At 60.6% G+C, this 12,292-nt stretch carries 12 protein-coding genes; 4 read left to right on the forward strand and 8 right to left on the reverse strand.

Annotated elements, in window-relative coordinates:
* Positions 1 to 26: 26 nt before the first annotated feature.
* On the reverse strand, positions 27 to 1,148 hold the full coding sequence (locus tag ACRXB1_RS17565) for a succinylglutamate desuccinylase/aspartoacylase family protein (protein ID WP_449492690.1): 1,122 nt from the start codon (positions 1,146 to 1,148) through the stop codon (positions 27 to 29).
* 43 nt (positions 1,149 to 1,191) lie between these two features.
* A complete protein-coding gene (locus ACRXB1_RS17570) occupies positions 1,192 to 1,980 on the reverse strand; it encodes a transporter substrate-binding domain-containing protein (RefSeq protein WP_062002834.1) in 789 nt (262 codons plus the stop codon).
* A gap of 139 nt (positions 1,981 to 2,119) precedes the next feature.
* On the opposite strand from ACRXB1_RS17570, the gene ACRXB1_RS17575 reads away from it, so the two are divergent.
* On the forward strand, positions 2,120 to 3,034 hold the full coding sequence (locus ACRXB1_RS17575) for a LysR substrate-binding domain-containing protein (protein ID WP_236873442.1): 915 nt from the start codon (positions 2,120 to 2,122) through the stop codon (positions 3,032 to 3,034).
* Positions 3,035 to 3,102: 68 nt separating this feature from the next.
* Positions 3,103 to 3,687: a MarR family transcriptional regulator gene (locus ACRXB1_RS17580; protein WP_449492691.1), complete on the forward strand. Its 585-nt coding sequence runs from the start codon at positions 3,103 to 3,105 to the stop codon at positions 3,685 to 3,687.
* An 18-nt stretch (positions 3,688 to 3,705) separates the two neighbouring features.
* Here ACRXB1_RS17580 and ACRXB1_RS17585 read toward each other — a convergent pair whose 3' ends face one another.
* From ACRXB1_RS17585 to ACRXB1_RS17595, 3 genes are all read right to left on the reverse strand, one after another.
* On the reverse strand, positions 3,706 to 4,731 hold the full coding sequence (locus ACRXB1_RS17585) for an aldo/keto reductase (RefSeq protein ID WP_449492692.1): 1,026 nt from the start codon (positions 4,729 to 4,731) through the stop codon (positions 3,706 to 3,708).
* A gap of 68 nt (positions 4,732 to 4,799) precedes the next feature.
* Entirely contained in the window at positions 4,800 to 5,654 is an 855-nt protein-coding gene (locus ACRXB1_RS17590) for an oxidoreductase (protein WP_174362717.1), read from the reverse strand.
* A gap of 259 nt (positions 5,655 to 5,913) precedes the next feature.
* Positions 5,914 to 6,723, reverse strand: a complete 810-nt coding sequence (locus tag ACRXB1_RS17595; protein WP_075359205.1) for an EAL domain-containing protein — start codon at positions 6,721 to 6,723, stop codon at positions 5,914 to 5,916.
* A gap of 662 nt (positions 6,724 to 7,385) precedes the next feature.
* Between ACRXB1_RS17595 and ACRXB1_RS17600 the strand changes: the two genes are divergently transcribed.
* Both ACRXB1_RS17600 and ACRXB1_RS17605 read left to right on the forward strand, forming a co-directional pair.
* Positions 7,386 to 8,450: a hypothetical protein gene (locus tag ACRXB1_RS17600; protein WP_449492693.1), complete on the forward strand. Its 1,065-nt coding sequence runs from the start codon at positions 7,386 to 7,388 to the stop codon at positions 8,448 to 8,450.
* A 103-nt stretch (positions 8,451 to 8,553) separates the two neighbouring features.
* Positions 8,554 to 8,769: a hypervirulence associated TUDOR domain-containing protein gene (locus ACRXB1_RS17605; RefSeq protein ID WP_056365551.1), complete on the forward strand. Its 216-nt coding sequence runs from the start codon at positions 8,554 to 8,556 to the stop codon at positions 8,767 to 8,769.
* A gap of 29 nt (positions 8,770 to 8,798) precedes the next feature.
* Here the strand turns inward: ACRXB1_RS17605 and ACRXB1_RS17610 are convergent, their stop codons facing one another.
* The 3 genes from ACRXB1_RS17610 to ACRXB1_RS17620 all read right to left on the reverse strand — a co-directional run.
* Positions 8,799 to 10,412 carry an ABC transporter ATP-binding protein gene (locus ACRXB1_RS17610; protein WP_449492694.1) on the reverse strand — a complete coding sequence of 538 codons (1,614 nt, stop codon included), beginning with the start codon at positions 10,410 to 10,412 and terminating at the stop codon, positions 8,799 to 8,801.
* Positions 10,409 to 11,527 carry an ABC transporter permease gene (locus ACRXB1_RS17615; protein WP_449492695.1) on the reverse strand — a complete coding sequence of 373 codons (1,119 nt, stop codon included), beginning with the start codon at positions 11,525 to 11,527 and terminating at the stop codon, positions 10,409 to 10,411. The genes ACRXB1_RS17610 and ACRXB1_RS17615 overlap by 4 nt, the downstream gene beginning before the upstream one ends.
* Positions 11,481 to 12,292: ABC transporter permease subunit (locus ACRXB1_RS17620; protein WP_449492696.1), on the reverse strand; the 812-nt coding region annotated here is incomplete at its 5' end. The genes ACRXB1_RS17620 and ACRXB1_RS17615, both read right to left, overlap by 47 nt.

Here is a 12,292-nt window from a genome sequence, read left to right on the forward strand (position 1 = left end):
TGCTGCAGAGATGAAGTAGCCCAGGCTCAGGCGCCGATCAGGACGCCCGTCCTGATCGGAACTGCACCGGTCACACGGCCGAGCGGCGCACCGGCGATCACAAAACGAATCGCGCGGCGCATATAGAAGATGCCGTCGTTCTTAGTGGTGAGCGTGGTGACTTCGTCGGTGATCGGATCGACGATATCGAAGACCGGATCGCCCGCCTTCAGGTAAGCGCCAACAGCCGCACGATGCACCAGCACGCCGCTCACGGGCGCAACGAACTGTTCGCTGCCGGCAAGCGGCGTAGCGGGATGATTGAGCGGCGGTAATGCTCGTGCCTCACCTTCTATCACGCCGCGTTGCGTCAGGTAATCGATGATCCCTTCGGCGTCCTGCTCCGCGAATTCATAGGTCACATCGCGCTGTCCACGATGCTCGACCGTTAGCGCCACGTTGGGCGCGGAGAGCGGCGCGGTATCGCCCAGAAGCGCACGTACCTCGTTCCATAATTGCGTGTGGACTTCATCGAATGACTGGCCGCCTGAATCTGCCGCGAGCAACACGCCGCTGGCGCCCAGATAACGGGCGAGCGGTTCGACCGCAGGCCAGCTCGCCGGGCTCGTGTAGAGGTGCATGGTGGCTTCAAGCGAACAATGCAGGTCGATGATGAGGTCCGCATCCGCGGCCATGATCATCATCTCGCGGCGCAGCGACTCGAACTCGTTCTTCGGCTTCACTTCAGAGAGCATTTCGCATACTGCGCGCCGCAGCAAACGTGTGTTGCTGTCGGCGTCCTGCGTCCATTGCGTGCCGACGCGTTCCATGAGCGCAGCCGCAGAAGGCAACGGAAAACTGCGATTGAAGTTGTGCCCGCTATTCAACTCGAAACGTCCGAGGAATTGTCCGAGCACATGCTGCGAAAGTCCGATCGGATTTGCGACCGGCACCACGATCACTTCGCCCTTGATACGCCCCGCATTCTCCAGCTCTTTCAAACGATGCTTCAGACGCCAGGCGGTGAGCATGGCGGGCGTTTCGTCGGCATGCAGCGACGCCTGCATATAAACCTTCTCCCCCGCACCCGGCGTGCCGAAGTGAAAGCTGACGAACTCGCGATGAGTGCCGATGGAAGTGGAAACCAGCGGCGTGTGTTGAATGTGCATTGAATGCTCCTGCAGAACTTTTGAAATACAGCTTGATCGCCGCTTAGTTGCCGTACACGTCGAAGTCGAAATACTTGCGCGAGATCTTCTGATAGGTGCCATCCGCGCGCATGCTCGTGATCGCCTGATCAATCTTGGTCTTGAGTGCTGCGTCGTCCTTGCGCATGCCGATACCTGTACCGTGATCGCCCATCTCCAGCGGGCCGCCGACAAAACCAAAACCCTGGCCTCTCGATGTCTTCAGGAAGCCGTGTTCGGCTTCGACCGATCCCAGCAACGCGGCATCGAGCCTGCCCGACGTCAAATCGTTGAACACACCCTCCTGGCTCTGGTACGCCACGACCTCGGCGCCGCCCGGCTGCCAGTTCTTTTGCGCATACGTTTCGAACTGCGTGCCGCTCTGCACGCCGATGCGCTTGCCGCGCAACCCGTCCGGGCTGACCGTCATCGGCGCGCCTGATTTGGCAATCAGCCGCGACTTGAACTGGAACAGCTTGGTCGAGAACGCGATCTGCTGCATGCGCTTTTCAGTGATCGCCATCGACGAAATGATTGCGTCGATCTTGCGTGCCTGCAGCGCCGGGATCATGCCGGAGAACTCCATTTCGACCCATTCGCAATGCATCGCGATACGGCGGCAGATTTCATCGGCGAGATCGACGTCGAACCCGGCGACGTGGCCGTCCGGCAGTTTTACGTCCATGGGCGGATAGGTCGGGTCGATGCCAAGCCGCAATACATTCGCGTCCTTTGCCATGGCCGGCGCGGAAAAAACCATGACTGCGGCCATTGCGATCGCGGCAGCGGCGCGTGCGGGAAGGAAGGGTTTCATCGGCGCTCACTCAAGGGTGGTTGTCAGTCTGTACAGGGCTATTTTGGATAGTAAGAGTCCAAAATGCACTCAAACAGGGGCGATTTACTTATCATGATCACTTTCACCTATCACCCGGGCGGTGCGCGTGGAACTGACATTGACTCAACTTCGCGTGTTTGTCGCAGTCGCCGAGGCCGGCAGTTTGCGAGCTGCCGCGCGCCGGCTCGGCATTGCGCAAAGCGGTGTGACACAGCAATTGAGGAAACTCGAGATTACCGCGGGCGGCCCGTTGTTCGAGCGCGGTCATCGCGGGGCGCGGCTGACATCTACTGGGGAGCGTCTCAGGATTCGCGCCGATGTCATCCTCGGCGAATGCGCGAGGACCGAAGAAGAAATGCGCCAGTTGCGCGGCGAGCTGACGGGACAGGTGTCGCTCGGCGTCGCGGCGGAGGCTATGATGCGCCTCTTCCCCGCGCTGCTCGCGAGTTTTCGCGAGCGCTGTCCGCGTATCGACGTGCATCTGACGAGCGCCACGTCGCGCGTGCTGACCGCGTGGGTGCGCGACGGCAGCCTGGATTTCGCGCTCGCGCTGGTGGCGCAAGAGGCCGACATCCACGATCTCGATGCAACCACGCTGTTCGAGTCGCCGGTCGCGGTGATCGCACGGCACGATCACCCGCTGGTCAAATCGAAGTCCTTGCGCGCGTTGCGGCATTGCGACTGGGTCAGCACGCGGGCGCGTCATGCGAGCGATGTCGCCAATCGCCTGTCGACGCTCTTCGACGATGCAGGGTTCGAACCGCCGCGCATTGCCGCCACGACTGAAGCCGTATTCGACACGCTGCACTGCGTGGCGAACAGCGATTATTTATCGCTCGAACCCGTGCGCCTCGCACAACATCCGTTCTTTCGCGAGCATGTATCGGTCGTGCCGATCAGGGAACGCGTGCCGAGCACGCGCGTGTGCCTCCTGAGACGTGCCGGTGTTCCACTGACGCCGGTTGCGCAGGAACTGGCGTCGATGGCGGTATCGTTTGCACGCATGATGCCGGACTCGGGCGCCAAGGCCTGACGAAATGCCGCGCGTTTTAACGGCTATCATGTCGATCCAGGCGACACCTCCAGCATTTGGACACTTTCATGACAGACAAGAAATCATCAGAGGCGGCGCCACGCGAGACCGCGGCAATGCTGCGTCATTGGCACGACACCGTGCCGAACGATCGCCTGGCTCACCTCGTCAAGGACGCAACCCGGGCAATGGTGCGGGCAATGCAACTGCGTCTGGCAGAACATGCCGTGTCGTACGGGCACTGGACCTTCTTGCGGATCCTGTGGGAGACCGACGGCCTGACGCAGCGCGAACTGAGCGCGCAGGCAGGCGTGATGGAACCGACCACGTTCGCGGCCGTGAGGGCCATGGAAGCCATGGGATTTGTCGAGCGCCAGCAAATGCCCGATAACAAGAAGAACGTGCATGTCTTCCTGACCGAACAAGGGCGCGCATTGAAAGACAAGCTCGTGCCGCTTGCCGAGGAAGTCAACGAGATCAGCGTGGCGGGCATGAGCGAACGCGATATCAAGACCGCGCGCAAGGTGCTGCTCGCCGTGATCGAAAACCTGGCCGGAGATGAACTGGGTTCGACGGATCCGCGCCGACGGGTGTTGTCGACGCGGGAACTCGGGCGCATGGTGGCCGAGCGTGGAGAGGCGGTCGAAGACTAGCGCCGAGACCGCCCTGTATCAGACCGGCGCCGGGTTACGCTCGGCAAACCCGCTTTGGTGCCAGTACGGATACGGCAGCGTCGTGACGCTGGCTTTATCGAGCGCTGCGATTTGTTCCGCGTTCAACGACCATCCGATACTGCCCAGATTCTCGCGGAACTGTGCTTCATCGCGTGCGCCTACGATGACGTTCGCCACGGTCGGACGCTGCAGCAGCCAGTTCAGCGCAATCTGCGGCACGCTCTTGCCGGTTTCCTTTGCAACGGCATCGAGCGCATCGACGACGTTGTACAGGTATTCATCCGCGACCGGGGGCGCCTTGTCCGCCGTCACGTGCAGACGGCTGTTCGCATGCAGCGGCGTGCCGCGGCGAATCTTGCCGGTAAGGCGTCCCCATCCCAATGGACTCCATACGATCGTCGAAACCTTCTGGTCGATGCCAAGCGGCATCAGCTCCTGCTCGAAATCGCGGCCAATCAGCGAGTAATAGGCCTGATGCGCCGAGTGCCGCGCAAGCCCCTCACGGTCCGACGCCGACAATGACTTCATCAAATGCCAGCCCGAAAAATTCGAGCAGCCGATCACGCGGATCTTGCCCGCGCGCACGAAGTCATCGAGCGTACGCAGCGTTTCTTCCACGCGCGTCATCGCGTCGAAACCATGAAGCTGATACACGTCGATGTAGTCGGTGTTCAGGCGCTTCAAACTGCCGTTGATGGCTTCGGTCAGGTGATGCCGGGTCGAGCCGACATCGTTCACACCGGCGCCGGCGCGAAATGTTCCTTTGGTTGACACGATCACTTGCGAGCGGCGCCCTGCAATCGCCTTGCCGAGAATCTCTTCGGCCATGCCGTCGGAATAAACGTCGGCGCTGTCGAACATCGAAACACCCGCGTCGAGCGCAATGTCGACAAGCCGGCGCGCGCCGTCCGCGTCCGTGCTGCCCCACGCCTTGAAGAAGTCATTGCTGCCGCCAAACGTGCCGGTGCCGAGGCTCAGCACCGGCACCTTGAATCCTGATTCGCCTAGCAAGCGATATTCCATTTCCGTTGATTCCTTTCCTGGTGAAGGGAGATGAAGTGCCACGGTTTATCCGTCCGTGGCGCACTGGATTACTTCGAGCCTTCGGGGAAATCGGCGCCGATGGTCGTCTTTTCCCATGTGTCGAAGTCATGCTTCAGCAGATCGACCTTCTTGCGCGCGAGTTCGAGCGCGGCCTTGCCGAGCAGCAAACGCAACGGCGGAGTGTCAGACAACGCAGCGTCGATGATCGCCTGGGCCGCGCGAACCGGATCGCCCGCCTGATTGCCGCTGCGTGCTTCGGTTTGCTTGCGGCGCTCGCCGGCGGTGGCGTCATAAGCGTCGATACGCGTGGCCGACTGCTTGATCGACGGACCCGCCCAATTGGTGCGGAACGGTCCCGGCTCGACAATCAGCACATCGATACCCAGCGGTTTCACTTCGAGCGCCAGCGACTCGGATATGCCTTCCACCGCGTACTTGGTGCCGTGGTAATAGCCCGTCGCCGCGAAGCTGGTGATCCCGCCGATCGATGAAATATTGATTACGATTCCGCTCTTCTGCTCGCGCATGACGGGCAGCACGGCCTTCGTCATGTCGACGAGACCGAATACGTTGGTTTCGAACATCGCGCGCACGGCGTCGTCTTCGCCCTCTTCGATCGCCGCGAGATAACCGTAGCCGGCGTTGTTCACGAGCGCGTCGATCCGTCCGAACTTGTGCTTCGACTGAGCGACCACGTCCTCGATCTGCTTGCGGTTGGTGACATCGAGTTGCAGCGCGAGCGCGGTCTCCGGATACCCTTCGGTCAAGTCCTTGAGCGTCGACGGATCACGTGCGGTGACCACCGCGCGCCAGCCGCGCTCGAGCACGAGCTTCGCGAGTTCACGGCCAAAACCTGTCGAGCAGCCGGTGATCAGCCATACGGGGTTGTCGCGATTCATCATGGAAAGCTCCTGTTCATTTATCAGAAAGTGGGTTGAATCAATGCAGGGGGTTTTCGCCGGGGCGTTTCGCCGCGAACCATGCGGCGAGAGGCGTGGCAAAGGGATGGGTGTCTGAGTTGATGCGCTGTTTGCGTCGCCAGAACCGTGCCCAGGAATGGACGCCCGGCTAAAGCTTACTCGCGATGCGAGATTGCAGCACAAGCGGCCCGAACGAGCCGGGCACAAGATGAAGGATAAAGTCGGACGCAGGGGGACGCGTTCAGGCGCTTACCAGCTCCAGGTGACGCACGGGCGCGCGCTTGCAGCCGGGAACGTTCGCCAGTCCGAAGGTCGGCCGCCCATAGTAGAACCCTTGTGTCAGCACGTGCGGCCATTGCGCCAGCCACTTCGCCTGCGACTGCGTTTCAACGCCTTCGACCACGACCGTGAGGCGCAAGGTCTGCAACAGGTTCAGCATCGCCGATACCACCGCGCAAGCACGCGGACACGTGGGCACTTCGACCAGCAGTTCCTTGGCGAGCTTCACCACGTCTATGTCCATTGCGCTCAGCATGGCCAGTGACGAATAGCCCGTGCCGAAGTCATCGATGGCGATGGTCACGCCAATGTCGCGCAAGCCCGCCATCAATCCCTTCGATGCCAGCACGCGCGTCGCATCTTCGGCCTCGGACAACTCGAGCTGCAGCAGTCCGGGTGAGATTCCATTCGACCGTGCAATCCGCTCGACATGCTGCGTGAAATGCTCGCTCATGGCGACCGACGGGGGCACATTGACGGCTATCGGGAACACGGGGCGCCCCTCGCGCTGCCACTGCCCGAGCTGGCGACTGGTGCTCTTGATGACGAAGTACGTCATGTCGGCCGCAACCCGCGGGTCTTCAATCGCGCTGATGAACGCGTCGGGCAGCAAGGTGCCGTATTCCGGATGCAGCCAGCGAATCAGGGCTTCGGCGCTCGTCAACGCGCCCGTTTTCATTTGGTAGATCCCCTGGAATGCCATAGCAAACTCGCCGGCACGCAATCCTCTCCTGACCCGCTGACACAGCTGCTCTTTTTCTTTGATTTTCATTGTCGTCTCCCGTCAGCTTCGCAATGTGCGGCGCCGCCCTTCGCGCCACGTCCAGCCTGCCTTATGAAAGATTAATGGGCAGAAAATTTCGCAGACCGCCGCCTACCATGCACAAGACGTGCCAACGGATTATCCGGGCGCCAATACATGTGGTGAAGGCAACAGAACCGCATTAACCTCCACCGATTAAGCCATTAGCGGGACTTTCGCCATTGGAGCCGGCGTTTGTTCAAGCCTTTCGATGGCCGATGTTACGTAGCGTTTTTCCGCTGTTACGGCGAACACCAAAACGGCGCCCTGCAGTAGTTCGAGTCATAGTCAATGCCGACGCACAAGGCGCGGCCGTCCGTCTTAATGGCAGGATGAACCTGCGTCCAAGGCAAATGTTTTAATTCAGTCAGCTTTACGGCATAAAGCCCGGTGATCAGTATCTCTTGCGACACGGCGCACCCGAATATCACGCCCGACTGGCGGATTAAGCAAGGTCGCTTGGCCCTATTAAACAAACCGCACAAATACATTGGTTCATGGCTCACGTGTCGGGCATTTTGGCGGACACATAGTATTTGTATCTTCCACGATGCTTATAACGCGGGCCATTTAATACGGCCCAATTCAAATCAGCAACAAATTCCCGGATTATCGATTTGGATGACAAGACAATGGAAATTTTTCCTTGTACGCTGGTTTTCGTCGATGTCGAAGCGACAGCCAGCCCCAACAGCACAAGTAAAGATCCGCTCTCCTATGCACGCCAGGCGTTGTGCCTGAACAGAAGCCTGCTGCGCGCGGGCATGCCGCGTCTTACCCTTTTCACCAACGCGCCAGATCTTGTCGAATCCTTTTGTTCTGCCGAGCCGGCAGCGCAGCGTCCACACGTAGTCGAGCTGATCACGAGCATCAACGTCCCACGGAACATTGAGTTTTACGGCGCGCATTTCAAGCTGGATCTTCTCGAGCAGGTCGCGAACATGCTCAAGCCGAACACCTTGCTGATGCTGCTGGACTCGGACATCGTTGCCATGGAACCGCTCGACCAGGAGTTACTTCAGCGTTGCTCCGACGTGGGTGTAGGCGCGTTCGACATATCCGATCAAGTCTTTCCCGCGTACGGCAGCGACTGCGTGATCCGGGACCTCGAGATCGTCGCAGGACGGCATCTGCTCAATCCGCGCTGGTTCGGCGGCGAGTTCCTGATCAGCACGCCGGCGTTTCTCAAGACGCTGGTGCCGCGCGCCCGCGCGCACTGCGAACGGTATGTCCAGCACATTGCGCGTCTTCAGCACCATGGCGACGAATCGTTTGTTTCAGCGGCGCTCAACACACTCGCGGACGAAGGCCAGCAGATTGTCGAACTGGGCGCGTACCAGGCCATCGGCAGGCACTGGACCGGCAACACGCATCGCGATCTCCGATGGTTCCAGCACTGCTCGTTCGTGCACTTGCCCGATGGCAAAGCGCTGATAGAACGCGAGTCGCGTTATGCGGATTTCAATCCGGCCCGGTTCTGGCGGGCAGTATCGAAGGCGCATTTGCTGAACCGCGCACGTTTTGGCATCAAGCTGTGTTTTACGGCGACGTCCGTCGTGCCCCGGCTGCGCAAGATGATCCGCCGCAGCAAGCAGCCCCCCATCGCGCGTGCAGTCCCAGTGCCGTCCGTCGAGACGTTTGCGCCACAAGGTGTGTCGCAACGCGTGGAAGAAGACAGCAAGGAACCTGTCTCCTGACTGAGTCGGCGCACCTAAACGTCATACAGATTCATCGAATGTTTGATACGGCGAGGCACACGGGTTGCATCCGTGATGCTGCAAACACCGAAAGGAGATATCGATGAGTCAGACATTCAAGGTCAAGGATCACGTGAGCTGGAACAGCCCGCAAGGCGAAACCAGCGGACACGTCACGCGCGTGATCAAGGAGCACACGAAGGTGGACGGACACGTGGTCAACGGCTCGGCCGATGACCCGAGTTACGAAGTCGAAAGCGAGAAGAGCGGCAAACGCGCGGTTCACAAGGGCAGCGCGCTGCATAAGGTGAAAGGCTGACAGGCGCTGCACACATGCGGCGGCCTGAGTCAGGCCGCCGCGCTTGCCACGAGGGAAGCCGCCAGTAAAGCCTGCGTGTATGGATGCTCGGGCGCTTGCAGCACTTTCATGGTCTCGCCGATCTCCACAATCCTCCCCGCCTTCATGACGACTACGCGGTGCGCCATTGCGCGCATCACTGCAAGGTCGTGCGTGATGAAGAGGTAACTCAGCGTGTACTTCTTCTGCAGGCGAGTGAGAAGGTTGAGCACCTGCTGCTGTATCGATACATCCAGCGCGCTCGTCGGTTCGTCGAGCACGAGCAATTCCGGCTCAACTGCCAGCGCTCTTGCGATCGCGATACGCTGCCGCTGGCCGCCGGAAAACTCTTGCGGGTAACGCGGCAGCACGTCGGCCGGCAAACCCACTTCTTCGAGCAATTCCACAACACGCCGGCGCCGCGTCGCCGCATCGACTTCCGGGCGATGCAATGCTATTCCTTCGCCCACGATCTGCTCGATCGTCATGCGCGGCGAGAGCGAACCGTACGGGTCCTGGAACACGACCTGCAGCCGCGATGAAACCATCCGCCGCGAGTTGGCGCTCTTGAGCGTGGACATGGGCTGCCCGTCGATGTGAATCGCGCCTTGCGACGGCCGCTGCAAACCGAGAATGGTCGCCGCCAGCGTCGACTTGCCCGAGCCGGATTCGCCGACCACGCCGAGCGTCTCGCCGCGCCGCAAGGTGATATCGATGTCCTGCAACGCCCTGAACGATGAATGCGTGAACGCGGAACGCCAGCCTTTCGCCGGGGCGCGGTAATCGACTGCGAGACCCTGCACTTCGAGCAGCCTGCGCGCATTTGGCGCGATGGATTCGATCGCGCGCTGAGGCTCGCTGGCGAGCAGACGGCGCGTATAGGGATGTTGCGGATTCGCGAACAGCGCGGCGGTCGTGTTTGTCTCGACCAGCACGCCCCTTTCCATCACTGCGACGCGTTGCGCAAAGCGCTTCACCAGGTTCAGATCATGGGTGATGAGCAGCACTGCCATCCCGCGCTCTGCCGCTTCCTGCTCCTGCAAGCCGATCAGCAGATCCACGATTTGCTGGCGCACGGTGACATCGAGCGCGGTGGTGGGTTCATCGGCGAGAAGGAGGCGCGGACGGCACGCGAGCGCCATGGCGATCATCGCGCGTTGCCGCTGGCCGCCGGACAGTTGATGAGGATAACTGTCGATCCGGCGCTCCGGTTCGGGAATCCCCGTTCGCCTCAACAATTCGATACCGCGTTCGCGCGCCGCATTCGGCCGCAAGCCTTCGTGAAGACGCAAGCTCTCCGCGATCTGCTTGCCGATGGTGAACAGCGGGTTGAGCGCGGTCATTGGTTCCTGGAAGACCATCGCGACATCGCTGCCACGAATGCCGCGCATCTGCTGCTCGGTCTTTTGCAAGATGTCGTCGCCGTCTAGCAGGATGCGCCCGGTCTGGCGCGCGCTTTCTACGAGCCCGAGTATCGACAGCGCCGTCACGCTCTTGCCAGATCCCGATTCGCCGACGAGCGCGACACGTTCGCCGCGCGCAATCGAAAGGCTCAGGTCCTGGACGACGGTTTTATCGCCGAAACGAATTGAGAGGTGATCGAGTTGCAACAAGGGCGTCGTCATTTCTGCGCGCCTCCGAAAGCGGAGCCGCGCGTGCGCGTGTCGAGCGCGTTGCGCAATGCGTCGCCCATGAAGGTCAAAAGCAGCAACGTGATCACCAGCGCGCCGAATGCCGCGCCCGAGATCCACCATGCGTCGAGATTGTTCTTGCCTTCAGCGAGCAGTTCGCCAAGGCTCGGTGTTGGCGCAGGCACGCCGAGGCCCAGGAAATCGAGGCTCGTCAGAGCAAGAATGGCCGCGCTCATCCGGAACGGCAGGAACGTGATCACCGGCGTGAGGCTGTTGGGCAGCACATGACGCCACATGATCTGCCAGTTCGAAAGACCCATCGTGCGCGCCGCGCGGACATAATCGAGCGAACGGTTGCGCAGGAATTCAGCGCGGACATAGTCGGACAACGTCAGCCATCCGAACGCCGACAACAGGACAAAAAGCAGCCACAGGGTCGGCTCGAATATCGATGCAAAGATGATCAGCAAATACAGGTCTGGCATGGAGCTCCAGATCTCGATCAGGCGTTGCCCGATCAGGTCGGTGCGCCCGCCGTAGAAACCCTGCACCGCGCCCGTCAGAACGCCCAGCAGGACGCCGGATACCGTCAGCGCGAGCGCCATGAGGACGGAGAGACGGAAGCCGTACAAGAGGCGCGAGAACACGTCGCGTCCGAACTGGTCGGTCCCGATCCAGTTGTTGGCGGACGGGGGCGCGGGATTGGGTCTCGTCGCGAAGTAATCGACCGTGTCGTAGTGAAAATGGATCGGCGGATAGATCGCGAAATTACCCTTCGATTCCAGCCGGTCGCGGATATACGGATCGAGGTAGTTCGTGCGCGCGGGGAAGTCGCCGCCGAAGATCTTCTCCGAATAGTCCTTCACCACCGGGAAGTAATAGTGCCCCTCATACCGCACGATCAGCGGCCGGTCGTTTGCGAGCACTTCGCCAAGCAGGCTGATTGCGAACAAGACCACGAACACGATTGTGCTCCAGTAGCCAAGCCGCTGGGATTTGAAACGCAGCCATACGCGCCGTCCGGGCGATATCGAACGGGCGAGTTCGGGCGAACTCACGCTCTCACCGGTCCAGCCGGTCGAACTGGATACGGGGGTCGACGAGGACATAACAGACGTCTGCAATGAGCTTGGTCACAAGACCAATCAGGGTGAAGAGGAACAGCGATCCGAGCACGACCGGGTAGTCGCGGCGGATCACCGAGTCGTAGGAAAGCTGGCCCATGCCGTCGAGGGAAAAGAGCGTCTCGATCAGCAGGTTGCCGTTGAGGAACGCGCCCACGAATGCGGCGGGCAAGCCGGTCAGAAGCGGAATCATCGCGTTGCGCAACACGTGTTTCCAGAGCACGTCGCGTTGCGGCGCACCCTTCGCGCGTGCGGTCAGGACGTATTGCCGGCCTATTTCCTCGAGGAACGTGTTCTTTGTCAGGATGGTCACGATCGCAAAGTTGCCGACGACCGATGCGGTGACAGGCAACGCGATATGCCATAGATAATCGAGCACTTTGCCGGCGGTGCTGAGCTGGTCGAAATCATCCGATGTCAGCCCGCGCATGGGGAACACTTGCCACATCGACCCGCCGCCGAAAAGCATCAGCAGCAGCACACCGAGCACGAAACCGGGGATGGCGTAGCCCGCGAGGACGAGGATGCTGGTGGCGGTATCGAAACGCGATCCATTACGTATGGCCTTCGAGATGCCGAGCGGCACCGCGATCATATAAGTCAGCAAAATGGTCCAGAGCCCGAGCGTGATGGAAACCGGCAGCTTGGAACGGATCACGGCCCACACACTCTGGTGCTGGTAATAGGACTGGCCGAGGTCGAACGTCGCATAGTTCTTCAACATGCTGAAGTAGCGTTCGAGCGGCGGTT

The sequence above is a fragment of the Caballeronia sp. M23-90 genome (assembly GCF_053574605.1).

Bases quoted from the DNA above. Each gene is read 5' to 3' on its own strand.
- ACRXB1_RS17610 (WP_449492694.1), bottom strand. From the start codon at position 10,412: ATGACGACGCCCTTGTTGCAACTCGATCACCTCTCAATTCGTTTCGGC.
- ACRXB1_RS17605 (WP_056365551.1), top strand. From the start codon at position 8,554: ATGAGTCAGACATTCAAGGTCAAGGATCACGTGAGCTGGAACAGCCCG.
- ACRXB1_RS17585 (WP_449492692.1), bottom strand. From the start codon at position 4,731: ATGGAATATCGCTTGCTAGGCGAATCAGGATTCAAGGTGCCGGTGCTG.
- ACRXB1_RS17615 (WP_449492695.1), bottom strand. From the start codon at position 11,527: ATGTCCTCGTCGACCCCCGTATCCAGTTCGACCGGCTGGACCGGTGAG.
- ACRXB1_RS17580 (WP_449492691.1), top strand. From the start codon at position 3,103: ATGACAGACAAGAAATCATCAGAGGCGGCGCCACGCGAGACCGCGGCA.
- ACRXB1_RS17590 (WP_174362717.1), bottom strand. From the start codon at position 5,654: ATGATGAATCGCGACAACCCCGTATGGCTGATCACCGGCTGCTCGACA.
- ACRXB1_RS17570 (WP_062002834.1), bottom strand. From the start codon at position 1,980: ATGAAACCCTTCCTTCCCGCACGCGCCGCTGCCGCGATCGCAATGGCC.
- ACRXB1_RS17595 (WP_075359205.1), bottom strand. From the start codon at position 6,723: ATGAAAATCAAAGAAAAAGAGCAGCTGTGTCAGCGGGTCAGGAGAGGA.
- ACRXB1_RS17565 (WP_449492690.1), bottom strand. From the start codon at position 1,148: ATGCACATTCAACACACGCCGCTGGTTTCCACTTCCATCGGCACTCAT.
- ACRXB1_RS17600 (WP_449492693.1), top strand. From the start codon at position 7,386: ATGGAAATTTTTCCTTGTACGCTGGTTTTCGTCGATGTCGAAGCGACA.